19 protein-coding genes, 2 tRNA genes, 1 rRNA gene and 1 riboswitch are annotated in these 16,327 nt (G+C 49.2%); of the genes, 14 read left to right on the top strand and 8 right to left on the bottom strand.

The window, feature by feature from the left end; translation table 11 throughout:
* Positions 1-131 precede the first annotated feature (131 nt).
* The 12 genes from rrf to AC3G2T_RS32075 all read left to right on the top strand — a co-directional run bounded on the left by rrf (position 132) and on the right by AC3G2T_RS32075 (position 8,564).
* Positions 132-248, top strand: a 5S ribosomal RNA gene (gene rrf, locus AC3G2T_RS32130).
* Positions 240-557, top strand: coding sequence for a hypothetical protein (locus tag AC3G2T_RS32125; protein WP_488438057.1), 318 nt, complete (start codon positions 240-242; stop codon positions 555-557). The genes rrf and AC3G2T_RS32125 overlap by 9 nt, the downstream gene beginning before the upstream one ends.
* Positions 505-1,566 carry a putative glycoside hydrolase gene (locus AC3G2T_RS32120; protein WP_488438056.1) on the top strand — a complete coding sequence of 354 codons (1,062 nt, stop codon included), beginning with the start codon at positions 505-507 and terminating at the stop codon, positions 1,564-1,566. The genes AC3G2T_RS32125 and AC3G2T_RS32120 overlap by 53 nt, the downstream gene beginning before the upstream one ends.
* A gap of 117 nt (positions 1,567-1,683) precedes the next feature.
* On the top strand, positions 1,684-3,141 hold the full coding sequence (gene guaB, locus AC3G2T_RS32115; protein WP_488438054.1) for an IMP dehydrogenase: 1,458 nt from the start codon (positions 1,684-1,686) through the stop codon (positions 3,139-3,141).
* 117 nt (positions 3,142-3,258) lie between these two features.
* A complete protein-coding gene (locus tag AC3G2T_RS32110) occupies positions 3,259-4,593 on the top strand; it encodes a D-alanyl-D-alanine carboxypeptidase family protein (RefSeq protein ID WP_488438053.1) in 1,335 nt (444 codons plus the stop codon).
* Between the two features lie 119 nt (positions 4,594-4,712).
* Positions 4,713-5,594, top strand: coding sequence for a pyridoxal 5'-phosphate synthase lyase subunit PdxS (pdxS, locus tag AC3G2T_RS32105; protein WP_474686726.1), 882 nt, complete (start codon positions 4,713-4,715; stop codon positions 5,592-5,594).
* Positions 5,595-5,596: 2 nt separating this feature from the next.
* Complete coding sequence (pdxT, locus tag AC3G2T_RS32100; protein WP_488438055.1) at positions 5,597-6,175, top strand: pyridoxal 5'-phosphate synthase glutaminase subunit PdxT; 579 nt, start codon at positions 5,597-5,599, stop codon at positions 6,173-6,175.
* 91 nt (positions 6,176-6,266) lie between these two features.
* On the top strand, positions 6,267-7,547 hold the full coding sequence (serS, locus tag AC3G2T_RS32095; RefSeq protein WP_488438052.1) for a serine--tRNA ligase: 1,281 nt from the start codon (positions 6,267-6,269) through the stop codon (positions 7,545-7,547).
* 82 nt (positions 7,548-7,629) lie between these two features.
* Positions 7,630-7,716, top strand: a tRNA-Ser gene (locus AC3G2T_RS32090).
* A gap of 150 nt (positions 7,717-7,866) precedes the next feature.
* Positions 7,867-8,214, top strand: coding sequence for a hypothetical protein (locus AC3G2T_RS32085; RefSeq protein WP_488438051.1), 348 nt, complete (start codon positions 7,867-7,869; stop codon positions 8,212-8,214).
* Between the two features lie 18 nt (positions 8,215-8,232).
* Entirely contained in the window at positions 8,233-8,379 is a 147-nt protein-coding gene (locus AC3G2T_RS32080; protein WP_488438050.1) for a hypothetical protein, read from the top strand.
* 14 nt (positions 8,380-8,393) lie between these two features.
* Entirely contained in the window at positions 8,394-8,564 is a 171-nt protein-coding gene (locus tag AC3G2T_RS32075; protein ID WP_488438049.1) for a small acid-soluble spore protein P, read from the top strand.
* A 251-nt stretch (positions 8,565-8,815) separates the two neighbouring features.
* Here the strand turns inward: AC3G2T_RS32075 and AC3G2T_RS32070 are convergent, their stop codons facing one another.
* The 6 genes from AC3G2T_RS32070 to AC3G2T_RS32045 all read right to left on the bottom strand — a co-directional run bounded on the left by AC3G2T_RS32070 (position 8,816) and on the right by AC3G2T_RS32045 (position 13,734).
* Positions 8,816-9,952 carry a hypothetical protein gene (locus AC3G2T_RS32070; RefSeq protein WP_488438048.1) on the bottom strand — a complete coding sequence of 379 codons (1,137 nt, stop codon included), beginning with the start codon at positions 9,950-9,952 and terminating at the stop codon, positions 8,816-8,818.
* Positions 9,953-9,955: 3 nt separating this feature from the next.
* Positions 9,956-10,420 carry a hypothetical protein gene (locus AC3G2T_RS32065; RefSeq protein ID WP_488438047.1) on the bottom strand — a complete coding sequence of 155 codons (465 nt, stop codon included), beginning with the start codon at positions 10,418-10,420 and terminating at the stop codon, positions 9,956-9,958.
* Positions 10,417-10,941: an RNA polymerase sigma factor gene (locus AC3G2T_RS32060; RefSeq protein WP_488438046.1), complete on the bottom strand. Its 525-nt coding sequence runs from the start codon at positions 10,939-10,941 to the stop codon at positions 10,417-10,419. Before AC3G2T_RS32060 ends, AC3G2T_RS32065 begins: the two co-directional genes overlap by 4 nt.
* A 126-nt stretch (positions 10,942-11,067) precedes the next feature.
* Positions 11,068-12,279: an MFS transporter gene (locus AC3G2T_RS32055; protein WP_488438045.1), complete on the bottom strand. Its 1,212-nt coding sequence runs from the start codon at positions 12,277-12,279 to the stop codon at positions 11,068-11,070.
* A gap of 588 nt (positions 12,280-12,867) precedes the next feature.
* Positions 12,868-13,077 (bottom strand): helix-turn-helix domain-containing protein, encoded by a 210-nt coding sequence (locus tag AC3G2T_RS32050; RefSeq protein ID WP_474686735.1) that lies wholly within the window; start codon positions 13,075-13,077, stop codon positions 12,868-12,870.
* A gap of 405 nt (positions 13,078-13,482) precedes the next feature.
* Positions 13,483-13,734, bottom strand: a complete 252-nt coding sequence (locus AC3G2T_RS32045) for a helix-turn-helix domain-containing protein (RefSeq protein ID WP_474686736.1) — start codon at positions 13,732-13,734, stop codon at positions 13,483-13,485.
* A 170-nt stretch (positions 13,735-13,904) separates the two neighbouring features.
* On the opposite strand from AC3G2T_RS32045, the gene AC3G2T_RS32040 reads away from it, so the two are divergent.
* Positions 13,905-14,189, top strand: a complete 285-nt coding sequence (locus tag AC3G2T_RS32040) for a hypothetical protein (RefSeq protein WP_474686737.1) — start codon at positions 13,905-13,907, stop codon at positions 14,187-14,189.
* Positions 14,190-14,355: 166 nt separating this feature from the next.
* Here the strand turns inward: AC3G2T_RS32040 and AC3G2T_RS32035 are convergent.
* Positions 14,356-14,430 (bottom strand) — tRNA-Arg (locus tag AC3G2T_RS32035).
* Positions 14,431-14,531: 101 nt separating this feature from the next.
* A complete protein-coding gene (gene tadA, locus AC3G2T_RS32030; protein ID WP_474686738.1) occupies positions 14,532-14,990 on the bottom strand; it encodes a tRNA adenosine(34) deaminase TadA in 459 nt (152 codons plus the stop codon).
* A gap of 260 nt (positions 14,991-15,250) precedes the next feature.
* Positions 15,251-15,338, top strand: a riboswitch (cyclic di-GMP riboswitch).
* Between the two features lie 105 nt (positions 15,339-15,443).
* Here tadA and AC3G2T_RS32025 point away from each other — a divergent pair.
* Complete coding sequence (locus AC3G2T_RS32025; protein WP_474686739.1) at positions 15,444-16,202, top strand: PilZ domain-containing protein; 759 nt, start codon at positions 15,444-15,446, stop codon at positions 16,200-16,202.
* Positions 16,203-16,327 lie beyond the last annotated feature (125 nt).

The following is a 16,327-nucleotide window of genomic DNA, read 5'->3' as shown; positions in this document are numbered from 1 at the left end:
CGAGGTGGAAGCGCGGCAACGTGTGGAGCTGACGAATACTAATCGGTCGAGGGCTTAACCTATACAATTTAACTCACACTTTACGCAAGTTTCGTATCTAGTTTTCAGGGTGCAAATGAGCACTTTGACTGTTTGGTGATGATGGCGGAGGGGATCCACGCGTTCCCATCTCGAACACGACCGTTAAGCCCTCCAGCGTCGATGGTACTTGAACCGAAGGGTTCTGGGAGAGTAGAACGTTGCCAAGCACAGTAAAAATGAGTCTTTTTGGGAATTTTTCCAGAAAGACTCATTTTTTTATATCATTACAAAATGAAGCATTAACCCATACTAGCCCTAAGAGGAGGGATACGTATGGGTTTTGTGAAATTGATGAGATGGATTTGTTTCATTTTATTTTGTCAGCCGGCCTTATTCAGTTTATCAGGCTGTTCCGCGCAGCCGGACAAGGCCCGGCATGCAGCATCGCCAGCCCCTATAACCGCACGGTCACTTGCGTCTGCAATGACCCCTTCAAACGCTTCAATGGCAGCGGCGGATGTTGGGCTGAGAACTGAGACAACGCTGTCCAAACGGCCCAAACGCCAAAAAGTAAAAGGAATCTATGTATCCGCATGGTCGGCGGTAGGGAGCAGATTTGATCGGCTTCTCGACTTGGTGGAGCGAACCGATTTGAATGCAATGGTCATTGACATAAAAAATGACTCGGGACAAGTCGTATATCCTTCAAAGGTTCCTTTGGCTACAGAAATAGGGGCAAACAGCAACACGATTATTAAGGATATGAAAGCGAAACTGCAGCAGTTGAAGGATAAGAACATTTATTCGATCGCAAGGGTTGCTGTTTTTAAAGATCCGTATTTAAGCGACAAAATAAATGCGTATGCACTGAAGAGTCCGTCCGGAGAAGTGTGGAGAGATAGTAAAGGAACGGCATGGACGGATCCTTTTCAAGAAGGGGTATGGGATTACAATATTCAAATTGCCAAAGAAGCGGCGAGTTTGGGTTTTGACGAGATACAATTTGACTACGTGCGGTTCCCCGACATCAGAAAAAAATCGGATCTGGAGATAAGCTTCAATAATCCCAAAGGTTGGACGAAAGCACAAGCGATAGAAGCTTTTTTGAAAAAGGCAAAAGAACAGATCGGCAATTCCGCATACCTTTCCGCTGATGTTTTCGGCCTAACGACTTCCTCCAATGACGACATGGGCATAGGTCAGGAGTGGGCCCTTATGAGCAGTCAAGTGGACTATATTTCTCCCATGCTTTACCCATCTCATTATGCCAGCGGCGTATACGGGGTCAAGGAGCCCGATTTGCAGCCTTATGCGATCATTCGCAAGGCAATTAGCGATGCGCAGGCAAAGAACGGGCAGTTGAAGCAAAGCTATGCTGAGGTCGCTGAGATCAGGCCGTGGTATCAGGATTTTACCGCAGCATGGGTCAAGCAGCATAAAACTTACAATGCCGTAGATGTCAAAGAACAAATAAAAGCGGCGACGGAGCAGGGAATCGACCAATTTTTGCTATGGAATTCGACCGGCACCTATACGTATCGTTAACGCAATCTCCACATTCGGCTGTTCCGGTGCGTTTGGCGCCTCCTTTTCCTTGACACGAAAAATAGGCATTTGTTAATATTGCAATATTATAGACCTGAAAGAGGAGGAATTTGTGTTGTGAGGGAAGATAAGTTTGGCAAGGAAGGTTTAACTTTTGACGATGTGCTGTTGGTGCCGCGTAAATCCGAAGTGTTCGGAAAGGAAATTAACATCACGACTGTTTTGGCGCCTCATGTGAAGTTAAACATTCCATTCATCAGCTCGGCGATGGATACTGTAACGGAATCTAAGCTCGCTATTTCTATGGCAAGAGAGGGCGGCATCGGTATTATTCATAAAAATATGACGATTGACCAGCAAGCGGAAGAAGTGGATCGGGTAAAAAGATCGGAGAGCGGAGTTATTACGAATCCTTTTTCGCTTACGCCTGAGCATCATGTTTATGACGCTGAAGCGCTGATGGCCAAGTATCGGATCTCCGGTGTTCCGATTGTGAACGAGGGCAATAAACTGGTCGGTATTTTAACGAATCGCGACCTGCGCTTCGTTCATGATTATTCCATCAAAATCAAGGAAGTAATGACGAAAGAGAACCTGGTTACCGCACCTGTCGGAACTACTCTGCAGCAAGCGGAAGTCATCCTTCAACAGCACAAAATTGAAAAGCTGCCTCTGGTCGATGAGAACAACGAGCTTAAGGGCTTAATTACGATAAAAGATATTGAAAAAGCGATCCAGTTCCCTAATGCCGCCAAGGATCAGCTGGGACGCCTATTGGCAGGCGCAGCGGTCGGCGTTTCGAAAGATGTTATGGAAAGAACCGCGGCGCTCGTAAAAGCGGGCATCGATGTAATTGTCGTCGATTCTGCGCACGGCCATCACATCAATATTGCCGAGACGGTTAAGAAGATACGAAATCAATATCCGGATCTGCCTATTATCGCAGGAAACGTAGCTACGGGAGACGGTACTCGCGATTTGATCAAAGCCGGCGCTTCGATGGTAAAAGTCGGGATCGGACCGGGTTCCATTTGTACGACCAGGGTTATTGCCGGAATCGGCGTGCCGCAAGTTACTGCGATTTTCGATTGCGCTCAAGCGGCGGCTGAGTTTAATGTGCCGGTCATTGCCGACGGCGGGATCAAATATTCCGGCGATGTAGTTAAAGCGATAGCCGCAGGCGCCAGCGCCGTTATGATCGGCAGCTTGTTTGCCGGCACCGAAGAGAGTCCGGGTGAGTCCGAGATTTTCCAAGGCCGCAGATTTAAAGTTTACCGCGGCATGGGTTCTCTGGGGGCAATGAAAGAGGGAAGCAAGGACCGTTATTTCCAGGAAAACGAGAGCAAGCTCGTTCCGGAAGGAATTGAGGGCCGCGTTCCTTACAAAGGGCCTTTGGCGGATACCGTTTATCAGTTGGTCGGCGGCCTGCGCTCAGGAATGGGATATTGCGGGGCGCGCAACATTCACGAATTGATCCATGACACCCAGTTCATTCGAATTACTGGCGCAGGTCTTCGCGAAAGTCATCCGCATGATATTCAAATTACGAAAGAAGCACCAAACTATTCCTTATAGTAACTGCAAAATGTATAAAAATGGAGGCGAAGGGATTGAACTTTCGTCTTCTTTTTTTTGTCTAATGGGGTGTGTTACAATATATTATGTCTTATATTTCCCGGGGAGAGTGAAATTGTGAATTTATTTGCTTTTAAGAAGAAAAAGATAGCTTTGGTGCTAGGTGTCTGTTTATTGATTCAATCCGTTCTTTTACATATACAACCTTCTAGTGCGCTAGCTGCGGAGACACCGGCTGCCACAACGGCCCCCGCAGGATCGGCCGCGACCGGCGAGCCAAAGCCGGCCGCGAAATCGGCGATCATTATGGAGGCGAGCACGGGAACGGTGCTGTATGAAATGAATGCCGACGAACCACTTCCTCCGGCGAGTATGACCAAGATGATGACGGAATATCTCGTGATGGAAGCCATTAAAGACGGGAAAATCAAATGGGAAGACGAAGTTGTCGCTTCCAAAAATGCCGCCTCTGTCATCGGCTCCGGACAATTGATCGCCGATGGCGAAAAGCTGACCGTCAAGGACATGTTCAACGCGATGTCGATTTATTCGGCCAACGATGCTTCTGTGGCCCTGGCTGAGAAACTCGGCGGAACGGAAGAGGATTTCGCCAAAATGATGAACGAAAAGGCGAAGCAGCTCGGCATGTCGGACAAGGCGCATTTTATTAGCGCGACAGGGCTCTCACGGTCCGACCTTAAAAATCCTCCGGCGTCTATCGAGGGTGAAACTTTAATGTCGGCGCGGGATGCAGCTACTCTTGCCTACAATATTTTGAAAGATCATAAGGAAGTTCTCGAATTCACGAAAATTCCTTCTTTAAAATTGCGGCCCAAAGACAAAACGCCCATGATTAACTGGAACTGGATGCTGGAAGGGAACCAAAGCAATCCGAATTTTAAAAAGTTTGCGTATACGGGGCTGGATGGCTTGAAAACAGGTTCTACGAGCGACGCGGGCTATTGCTTTACGGGAACGGCCGAGCGCAACGGCATGCGGCTGATCACTGTTGTTATGGGTGCCAAAACGGAGCCGGAGCGTTTTAATGAAACCCGGAAGCTCATGGACTACGGATTTCAAAATTTTGAAATTAAGCCGTATTTGAACGCAAGAGCTGAAATAGATTCGCTGAAAACCGTAAACATTAAGAAAGGCGTTCAAACGGAAGTTCCGGTAGTTACGAAGACCGGCATGTCTTTTGTAATCAAAAAAGGCGCTAAAGACGAAGAGTTCAAACTGGCGGCCGAGCCGCTCGAAGAAAGCAAGCTGGTTGCTCCCATTAAAAAAGGCGACGTGCTGGGAAAAGTGAAAGTCAGCTACAACGGCCAGGAAAAAACGGTCGATTTGGTCGCCAATGACGATGTCGAAAAAGGAAGCTGGATCCGCCTGCTGTTCCGGTCGATAAAAAACTTCTTCGGCGACATGTTTAAAGGGATGAAGAACATTGTCTAGGCCAGAAAATGGGTTGTATAATGGGTCACCATCATGTAAAATGATTGTTTAGAAGTTTACTATCGAATCGTGCAATGACCTGCATGAATCTGTCATAAAGGCATAGGAGGAATGGAAGTATGGAAACTGGAACATCCCGCGTTAAAAAAGGTATGGCCGAAATGCAAAAAGGCGGCGTCATTATGGACGTTATGAACGCTGAACAAGCAAAGATCGCTGAAGCTGCGGGCGCCTCTGCCGTTATGGCTTTGGAGCGAGTGCCGGCGGATATCCGCGCAGCAGGCGGCGTTGCCCGCATGGCCGATCCGACTATTGTCGAAGAAGTTATGAAGGTCGTTTCCATCCCGGTTATGGCGAAAGCAAGAATCGGCCACTATGTCGAAGCAAAAGTTCTTGAATCCCTGGGTGTTGACTACATTGATGAGAGCGAAGTTTTAACTCCGGCGGATGAAGTTTATCATATCAACAAACGCGAGTTCACAGTGCCTTTCGTATGCGGAGCGCGGGATCTGGGCGAAGCGCTGCGCCGTATCGGCGAGGGTGCTTCCATGATTCGTACCAAAGGCGAGCCTGGAACGGGCAATATCGTAGAAGCCGTACGCCATATGCGGATGATGGTCGGCCAAATTCGCAAAGTACAAGCTATGTCCACAGACGAGCTGATGGCTGAAGCGAAGAACCTCGGAGCCCCTTTCGAGCTGCTGCTGCAAGTTCATGAAACAGGCAAGCTGCCTGTCGTTAACTTTGCCGCAGGGGGCGTAGCTACGCCGGCTGACGCCGCTTTGATGATGCATCTGGGCTCTGACGGCGTGTTCGTCGGCTCCGGTATTTTCAAATCCGACAGCCCTGAGAAATTCGCGAAAGCGATTGTTGAAGCTGTAACCCACTATACGGATTACAAAATGATCGCAGAAATTTCCAAAAACCTCGGCACCCCTATGAAGGGCATCGAAATTTCCAAGCTGGAAGCTTCCCAACGCATGCAGGAGCGCGGCTGGTAATGTTGAAGATTGGTGTTCTTGCTTTGCAAGGAGCGGTAGCCGAGCACATCCGGGCGATCGAACAGGCCGGTGCGGAAGGCGTCGTTATAAAAAGAACGGAACAGCTCCAGGATATTCAAGGTATTATTATTCCGGGCGGCGAAAGTACGACGATCGGCAAATTGATGCGCACGTTCGGTTTTATAGAAGCGCTGCGTCAATTTTCCGCCGAGGGCAAGCCGGTCTTCGGGACATGCGCAGGCCTCATCGTTATTGCCAGGGAAATAACCGGTCAGCCGGAAGCTCACCTGGAGCTGATGGATATTGCCGTAGCTCGCAATGCGTTCGGACGCCAGCGGGAAAGCTTTGAAACGGACTTGCCGATCAAAGGGATCGACGAAAATGTCCGCGCTGTTTTCATTCGCGCCCCGCTCATCGAGAAAGTGGGTCCGGGTGTAGATGTGCTCGCGACGTATCAGGAGCAGATCGTAGCGGCGCGGCAAGGGCATCTGCTCGCAGCTTCTTTCCATCCCGAGCTGACCGACGACTATCGTCTGCACAGCTATTTTGTTGACATGGTCAAGCAAAGCCAAGCTAAATAAAGGGAACCAAGCACCTCTGAAATGACCGGATCTCCGGAAAGGGTGCTTGCTTCCATATATTCAACCATTTTGCGCTAACGGAGGAACCTCCTTGTTTGATGTAAAATTACTTCGAAACGATTTGGCAGCCGTACAAACTGCCATGCACAACCGGGGCAAGCAGATCGAGGAGCTGAATGGTTTCACGGCATTGGATGTGAAGCGCAGAGAGCTTCTGCAGGAAACGGAGCAGCTCAAAAACCGCCGCAACACCGTTTCTCAAGAAGTGGCTGCCCGCAAAAGGTCCGGCGAAAATGCGGACGAATTGATCCAGGAAATGAAGGTCGTCGGCGACCGGATTAAAGAGTTGGATGACGAAATCCGCGTGCTGGACGAGTCCTTGCAGCAGGTGCTGCTGTCGATCCCGAATATGCCGCACGAAAGTGTGCCGGTAGGCTCTTCGGAAGAAGATAACGTAGAGACTCGCCGCGTCGGCGAAATTCCGCAGTTTGAGTTTGAAGCCAAGCCGCATTGGGAAATCGCCCAAGAGCTGGGCATTCTCGATTTTGAGGCTGCGGCCAAGGTGACGGGTTCGCGCTTTGTATTTTACAAAGGGCTCGGCGCCCGGCTGGAGCGCGCGCTGATCAACTTCATGATGGACCTGCACAGCGATGAGCATGGTTATCAGGAGATGCTGCCGCCTTATATCGTCAATCGGGACAGCTTGATGGGAACCGGTCAATTGCCCAAATTCGAGGAAGATGTATTCAAAATCGAGAATTCGGAGTATTTCCTCATTCCGACGGCCGAAGTGCCGGTTACGAACTATCACCGCGATGATCTTTTGACCGCCGAGCAGGTGCCGGCCAATTTCGTGGCCTTCAGCGCATGTTTCCGCTCCGAAGCGGGCTCGGCCGGCAGAGATACCCGCGGCTTGATCCGTCAGCATCAATTCAACAAAGTTGAGCTGGTGAAGATCGTGAAGCCGGAGGACTCTTACGACGAGCTTGAGAAGCTCACAGGACACGCTGAGCGCGTTCTTCAGCTGCTGAAGCTGCCTTACCGGGTGCTGACGCTTTGCACGGGCGATATCGGCTTCTCGTCGGCCAAAACGTACGATCTCGAAGTGTGGCTGCCTAACAGCGGCGTTTACCGCGAAATTTCCTCCTGCAGCAATTTCGAGGATTTCCAGGCGCGCCGGGCGAATATCCGCTTCCGCAGGGATGCTAAAGCCAAGCCTGAGTTTGTACATACGCTGAACGGCTCCGGCTTAGCGCTCGGACGAACAGTAGCCGCTATTTTGGAGAACTATCAGCAGGCGGACGGATCGGTTGTCATCCCGGACGTACTCGTGCCGTACATGAATAACGTCAAGGCGATCAGCAAAAATTAGAGCTTGATAACCGGCTATTAAATGTGCTACAATGCTTTTTGTCACTGCATAAGGTTGTTTCCTTACGAGGAGGCAACTTCGTGGAGAGGTGGTCGAGTGGTTTAAGGCAGCGGTCTTGAAAACCGCCGAGGTCGTGAGGTCTCCGTGGGTTCGAATCCCACCCTCTCCGTATACCTTTACAAAAAGTCATGCGATTCTGAAGAATCGTGTGGCTTTTTTTTCATTCTCCTGCGCGAGTTGCAGGGGCATATTTTGCTATCCGCGGGCTTGGATAAAAGGGCTTGCGCCTTCATATTTTAAATATGTGGAGGTGTTACCGATGAGCAAAGCAGATATGCCGGCCGTCGATCAGAAGAGGTTGGTCGAGGAATGGACAACCCGGCTGCCCGAGGTGCTGAACAACTCGGATCAGGTGCGCGTATGGGCCGACGAGGCCGATTCCAACGCCTTATGGGTGCATATTACATCCGCAGGCCATTCCATGTACACGTTTGATTTTAAGGTGACTTACGTTGATTCCAGAGAGATTAAGGCAGAGCTTGTCGATGTGGAGCAGGATCAAAAGCATATCGATGAGCGCCATGGCGTCGTACAGACGCTGATTGACGATTACATGCGCCACATACATGAATGTGCACAGGCGTTACAGCAAGTCACGCATGCCTGAACAGCGGAGGGAGCATACATGACCAAGCAAAAGAGCCGTGACAAAAATTTGCAAAACGTGGTAAAGGACTTAAATCGTACAACCGTGAACAGCCGCCATGCGCAGCAGGTGCAGCAGCAAACGAACGATCATCGACACCAAGATGCTTTAAATCATGATGAATAGAGGGGTGCCAGGCGATGTCCATACCTAGAAACTATCCTGCGGGAGAAAGCTATACCGACGGAAACCCACAAGCCAGAAATGACAATAACGAAGCTCCTGAGCCGCTTTCGGGCTCCAAAAAGGTGAAAAACCGCAATCATTCCGGGGCTAAACAGCATTCTGAGGGCTCGGGGCACCGCGGTTAATTTTTTTTCTTTACAAAATGTTTAAAAAAACGGAACGCGGATAAACTATAAATGTCGGTGAACAGAGAGGTGTGGTTCCGTTGGAGGATTTCAGCGAACGACCGTTGCCTGGAGGACTTTCATACCTGTTATAAGCAGGCTGGAGGGGATGTGCCAAAGACACTTAACGTGTTTTATAAGCAGATTTTCCAAAGGTTTTACAAGTAACACGGTTTAGAAAGAAATCAACTAACACCGACAGAAAAGAACCCCTAGGGGTTCTTTTTGTCTTCGTTATTTTTTGATTTTTGATTCATCAGCAAGCGAACTCCGGCTCCTATCAGAATAACGGCTACGATTGCGGTTTGCGCGAACTGGGTGAACCAGTAATTGTAATCGGAATTAGGGAATAAGCGGTCAAAGAACGGAGCGGCGCCTTCGTTGATCATGTAATAGCAGCCGATCAGCAAAAGGACGACCCCGATCGGACGCTGATACAAAGTCCAGTTTTCGATAATCGGTTTATCGGTTAGCGTGCCGTTCTCGTATCTGGTCATCTGCTGCAAAGCGTCAAAGAAGCTGTAGAACCACAGAAGCGGGATCAAAAAGAAGAACAAAGACAACCTCAAAACATCGAACACATAGATCGAGAACAGGAAGATGGCCATGAGCTGCAAGCCTCTTTTGGGCATCGCTAAATATAAATGCGCGGCACCCGGAAAGACTGCGATAATCGAGGCAAGCGTTCTGTTTTTACGGCTGTAGATGTCATTATGGTACATGTCCTCAAACAGGCTTTGATCGATCGGATCCAACCCCGCGTGCTTGCGTTCCAGCTGTTTTAAAGCATCGAACATGGAGTAGAAGAAAATAACCGGCAGAATGAAAATGAACGCCATAAACCCGAAGTTATTCGTAATGACGGCGAGAAAAACGACTAGCGTCGCTCCTCCGAAAAAGGAAAGCATCGCGGTCAAACCCCGCTGCATCAGCCCCAACTGATAGTGGCCCAGCCCGGGGATGAAGGACATCATAATGATTTTGCTTTTTTCACGCTGCTGCCAGGCCCTTACATAAGGATCATCGTTCCAGTAAGTTTGCTCTTGTCCGGGCATCATACCCGGGTGGTACGGATAAGGGGGAGCCGGTTTTCCAACCAGGAACACGACCATATCGATTACATTGGCGATCCAGATCAATGCGGCGATGAAAGTGAGGAGCAGGGCGAATGATTCTGCGTCTCTTCCGCCATGACCGACAGCGAGGATAAAGATCAGCAAGGCCAGTCCGAAAAAGCCGCCTGTGTAAAGCGATCCGCGGATAGGGCGCTGCATATACAAGTGACCGACGCCAGGCAAACAAAATGACAGGATGAAAGCCAAAACGCCGCTTCGGGGATTCGTGTTCATCGGTCATCGACCTCCTTTGTCTTGAGGGGTTTGAATATGATCCAGCCAGGTAAGCGTCCGATGGACAAGCCGGTCGGAGATAGGCGCATCCTTTTGAAAAGAGGATTTCTGCGTCTTGTAGTCATTTTTGCTAAGGGAACCCACCTCTTGAAACAATCCCTGGAAAAATCCTGTAGCGACCAGGATGAGCGTAGCCGCCGCGGCAAGGCCGTAGTGAAACCATGTGGAGCGGTACCAGGAGCGTTGAGAGCGCATGAGGCGCACTGTACGGTTAAGAACGGCGTCAACGTAATCTTCCGTATTCGTTTGCGGCAAGGGCAGGCTTTGCAGGTCATCCTCCAAGCACTTCACATAAACGGACAAACATTGGTCGCATTGATACAAATGAAGCTCCATCGTGGAAGTTTCGGACGGAGACGTGCGCTGCGCCACATACAGTTCCCATTCCTGCTTATCGTAATGCTTCAACTGAAATCCTCCTCCTTCCAGTTTTTGCGGAGCCACTGCTTAGCCCGGTACAGCTTGGATTCTACCGTTTTAATCGTTACACCCTGTGCGGCGGCAATATCCTGATAAGATTGATTGTGCAAATAATAGGCCATAAGCACATCCTGATAATTGACCGGGATTTGATCCATTTTGGACCGGATCAGTTGAACGGTTTCTTTCGTAATGACTTCCTGCTCCAAGGAACGGTTCGGGTCGTATGGCGAAAGCGGCGCCGCTTCTTCGATCTCCGCTGTCATTTCTTCTCTTTTGCGCTGGGCGGAACGCTTGAAATCTATGGCCCGATTGACGGCGATGCGCGTGATCCAGGTTTTAAAGCCCTTCATTTGGTAAGTGGGGAGGGAGAAATAAATCCGGGTCCACACATCTTGCGTCAAATCCTCGGTGTCCTTCGGATGGCGGACGATCGCATAGATCGTTTGAAACAGATAGCGGCGGTAAGTCGTCACAAGCTCGCGAAAAGCGGACTCATCGCCGTCCAATGTACGCTTAACTAATGTGTCATCCTGAATATTCTCCTCCTCCTCTCCGCTTACATAGACGAAGACGGCGCTCCGGAACCCTGCACTCCCAAATAAAAAAAGAGCGAATCCGAATGACTCGCTCTTTCAAGAGTTAGCGGTGCTTTTGCCGCCGGATATAGAGGGGCGGTCCTGTTGACCCGCTCGAATGAACAACTGCGACAGGCAGGCGCTTATAATGCCGAGCACACCCAGAAAGAGGAACCCCTGGCCCAAGTGGAACCAATCGCCGATGATCCCCATCAGCACGGGGCCTACGAACATGCCCAGCCCGTAGATCGCCTGGAAAAAGCCCATCGCTGTCGCCCGCTTGTCGGACGGCATATGCTTAATGCTAAGCGCCATCAACACGGTAAAAGAAAGCCCTCTGCCGAAGCCGGCCAAAGCTTGCGTCACGATGAGCACCCACAGCTGCTGGGAGAACGGGATGGTGAGCGTAAACAGCCCCATCAGCACAAAGCCCCAGACTACGACCCGTTTCTCCCCGAATTTGGCCGCCCAGCGCCGCCCTCCGAACAATGAGGCAATGGCTACAGGCAGTGTCGAAAAGAAAGTGAGCAGCGCCATTTCGAATTTCCCCGCTCCCAGGCTGGTCGCATAGACGGGAGTAAAGCCGAACACAGTCGCAAACGTCAGCACTTGGGATAAAATGGCCAGCAGCGAAACAAAGAGCAGCGTGCGGTCCGCCGCGACGCCGGCAATGCCGCGCATCGTAATCTTCGGCGCATCTTCCTCGATGCGTTCTACGAGAAAGAAAGAGCCGAGCAATCCGACGGCGCCGAGCGCGGTTCCCATCATAAAGGCCGATTCCCAGCCGAGCGAATCCGTCGCCCAGCCGGCCATCAGAATGCCCAGCATTTGGCCTAGCGAGTTGTAAAAGCTGATCGTCCCGATCGCTTTGGTGGATTCTTCATGTTTATAGTAGCTGGTAAACAGGACCGTAAAATCAACCCACGTCGCCGCAGCGGCGCCGGCCAGAGCGCGGAGCACAATCATCCAGGTGAAATCGCGGGTGATCCAAAGACCGAGCCCGCTTAACGCGGTAAAAAGCAGCCCGAACGTAATGAACAGTTTCCGCTTGTGAAACCGGTCCGACATGACCCCTACCGGGATGCGCAGCAGCATTTGGGAAATGCCGTACATCCCGACGATCCAGCCTGCAAGCTGATGCGAGCCGCCTAAATATTCAACATACGGCGCAATAATCGGCACGCTCGTATACATGGACATCCAGAACAGGAGCGTGACTGCGCAGAATAAAGGAATGCGATAAGAAGTTCGGGTACTCGGGACAGACATAAAAAGGATGCATCTCCTTTCTTGGTTGCAAAAGCGCTGCTTCACAAAACAAACAAAGGGAAAACCAACCCGAGGTCGTCATCCCTTTGTTAAATGGAAGCGGTTAAACTTGAACGTGCGGCAATGCTCGCATGCCTATTATCATAACGCAGCCCGGTCGATAAAAGCAATGCTTATACGACGAAAAACTTGCGTACGCAAAAGGCCCAGTCGTTCGTGAAGCGGGGGTGGTAGCGTGCAAAACCTGCAAAAGTGCAGGCTTTTTTTGCGAATATGGCTCGTTTTCGGGAAAAGCCTGCGATTGTGCAGGAATTTCCCGTGAAAATGAGCCTAAGCTCGTGTACTCGATGAAAAACCTGCACTTTTGCAGGAATGTTTCACTGCCAGCGTATCTACGAGCAAAAGGATGTACTTTTGCAGTTTTTTTCGTGTTCCTAGTCAGATGCAGCAGAATTGTTTGCGGCTTATCAATACCACGCCTATTCGTTCCTTTGCTCAAGTAACAAACACGCTAACTTAACAGCTAGATTCGCTCAAATAAAACAGAAAACCTACCACGGCTAAACGGTAAGAAGTTCTTTGCGTTATTTATTCCGGTCGGCCGCTGTCTTTTTTACGCCAATTTTTCGGATGGTTCGGTTGGGCAGGATTCGGTTGGTTCTTATCAAGTATCCACGTTTTACCGATTTGAACCGCTTTAACGCGCCCTTCTGCGCAATAGTTTTTGATGGTACCCGGCGATAATCCCCATATTTCCGCGGCCTCCTGGACACCCATAATATGATCAAGGGGGTTCATGACGGTTACCTCTGTTTCCGTACGATTATTAACGTATATAGCGATATAGCGAGCGTGATAATTGAAATTACGAAAGTGACGTAAGCCATTGAGTACACGGCTCCTTTCGCGTATAATGATTGTTAGGGGGAGAGGTTTTAAACCTCTCCGGTGATTTACTTACGAGACTTCGAGCGCTTCCGACGCTTGGAGTCTTTTTCTTTTCGGTGATTTTCCAGCACTATGTAGAGATTGACGAGAGCAACCAATAGCTGGATTATCGCCGTCAGAAGGGTAAGCATTTACATCACCTCCTAACGGTTTCATTATATCATATGCGATAACGCATGTAAAGGGGGTTGCAAGTCAGAGGCGCATTGGATTATTCCGATTCAGTCTGCACGTAAACGGCTACCACTGCCCCTATTATGGTTTCTTGGTCTTTTGATCGTTGTCTGCTATGTACTCGAACAGCTCAGCAGGAGTGCAGTCTAATGTTTTACATAATAGATTAAGAACCTCAACACTAACTGCTTTAACGTGTTTGTCTTCCTCACGTAATTTTTCATTGTTAACCCACTGGCTCAAAGTATTCGGTCGAATGCCAGTCTGTTTGCTTATTTGGTACATGGTCATCCCACGTTTATCTAACATCTCCGAAAGCTTAAAACGAATCAACGAAAACCACGCTCCTATTAATTTCCATTCTACCACAATAACAACGCTTGACGTTATTAACAAATTGAGTTAATATCAATTTAAGATAATAACTCAAAATGATATTATAAATTTCATTTCACATACGGAACCTCAGTTTACACGCGAGCGTCCTGACCGGAAAGGAGGTGATGGCTATTCGCAAGATAACGGTACGAATGAAACATCGGGATGACGTTGCTAATGAAATGTTAGTTTTTGATTGGAATGCGTATCTACTAATAGAGAATGTAGCGTTGATTCTCGAACCGGAAGACGAAATCGTTACGATATCACGCGTAAAGTTGCGCGAAGATGGGACATACGTGCGTACGTCCTCAGGCGGCTTTGAGATTCCGATCGATTTGAAAACGTATGTCCGCATTCAGTCTGCGCCAACGGAACTGCATGCACTAATCGCGGCTTTTGCCGTATGAAGGTGGCTGTTTTCTGACTGAGGAGTATGCGCGCCAGCGCGTTGTTAACCTGTGCTTCGAAATAAGCCAGCTCATAAGTCCATAAATAAAAAAACTTCCTACGTTTATTACCGTAAGAAGTTCGCATAAATTGCGTTTGATTCTACCCGATTAAAGCAGGGTTATACGCGCCACGGCGGGATTCGAACCCGCGACGCACAGTTTAGGAAACTGTCGCTCTATCCTGCTGAGCTACGGGCGCATAGCAAAGACTATTTTAACACGGAGTTTTTCGTCATGCAACCGTGCTCTTGCCTTGCCAGCTTGCCGGTCTAGGAATCTAGGTTCGGATCGAACAGACTTCTAGACCTTGTTCCGAAGCTTGCGGAAGAACTGGGTCAGCAGTGCTGCGCATTCTTCCTGCAGCACGCCGCTGATCACGTCGACGCGGTGATTGAAACGTTCTTCCTGCAGCAGGTTCATCAGCGTGCCGGCGCACCCTGCTTTGGGATCTGCGGTACCATAGATCACTTGCGGAATGCGCGATTGAACGATGGCTCCCGCGCACATCGGACACGGCTCCAACGTGACGTAGAGCTTGCAGTCCAGCAGACGCCACGCCTGCAAATGCTCGCTGGCCTGGCGGATCGCGATCATCTCGGCATGAGCGGTCGGATCCAGGGACGTTTCGCGCAGGTTGTAGCCGCGGCCTATAATTTCACCGTCACGCACGACAATAGCGCCGATTGGAACTTCACGGATCGTTTCGGCTTTCAAAGCTTCATGGATCGCTTCCCGCATCCAATATATATGTTCATCCACAGGGGACACCTCGCTCAAAAAATGTTATCCACATGTTAATAGAAGTCGAACAAGCATTCGTTGTTAACATTCTGTGGACAAGTGTGTGGATAAGTTGAAAAGTTGTGGATATATGAGTTTCATTGTAGGGACTCGCCGCTCTGAAATCAAGCTGCCTGCGGAAAACGGTTGAATCCGACGGCTAAACTAGGTATACTAGAATTAAAATTTTAGGTCTTTTAACCTACTGATAGGTATAATCGCATACATAACGAGATCAGATTTGATAAGGGCAAACTTGCCGAAAGACAAGGACGCAAAGCCGAGGGTCTAAAGTTCTACAAGAACCATGACAGCCTGGTTACCGGAAATCAAGCTTGTTTGATTTAGGTAAATAGGTTGCCCCGACAGGAAGGGACAGTCTATTTTTTTATTTATAGCCTAATCTGTTTGTAGAGAACAGGAGGATATGCCATGAAGCTATCGGATAGGGAGAGAAAGATGGATTTGGTCAAAATCTACGGAAGCAAGGAAGGCAACGACGCGGAAATTTTGATTGACAGCAAAGCGGTGCTGGATAAAAGCGATTTTGTAGCGACGGGAATAGTAACGTACGTGCTTGGCGACATTATTGAAATCGAGCTGCCTCAATATGATGTTTTCCGACTTGGGGACAAGGTCAAGATTACGGTTTATTCCAAATCGGGGCTATTCGTTTTTGAGACGTCGGTCGTGGCCAAAGACGAGGGTTCGATCATCGTGATTAATCCGCCCGATAACCGGAAGAAGTTTACGGAGAAGAGGGAGCACCCGCGAATCGATGTCGTTCAGGGCGGTTTGCTGCACAGTTTGCATGACAAGAATAAGAGAAACAAGCAAAGTTTCGAGCATCCGATCAGCCTTAGCGTCAAAAATATCAGCTTGAGCGGCGTAGGATTTGTGATTGAAAACAATATGAACGCGGATAAAAATATGAGTCTGGAAAATAACGCGCAGCTCGAAATCGAACTTCTGCTCGGTTTTTCCATATCTTGCGTAACCGAAATCGTCCGAAGAGAGGCTTTGGGTGCAGGCTTTTTTTATTACGGAGTCCGATACGTTGAAATTCCGGAAAATAAAACGAATGCGCTGCGGGCCTTTATTTTGAAAAATCAGGTCGAGGCCTACTTCGTACAAAAACAAGACATCAAATTGAAAAAAGTCATGGATATCCGGTCTGCGGTGCATCAATAACCGCGGGCTTTTTTTTATTCAAACACGGCGCTGGCGATTCGTCGCAGCAAGTTAGTGTCAATCTATTTGCGCAAGCTATGCATAAGATTAGGGACAATTCGCAAGGTTATAATTGATACCATCGT

It is taken from the genome of Paenibacillus sp. sgz302191 (assembly GCF_057749925.1).
The sequence above is the reverse complement of the archived record's forward strand: the minus strand, read 5'-3'. Positions and strand labels throughout refer to the sequence as shown.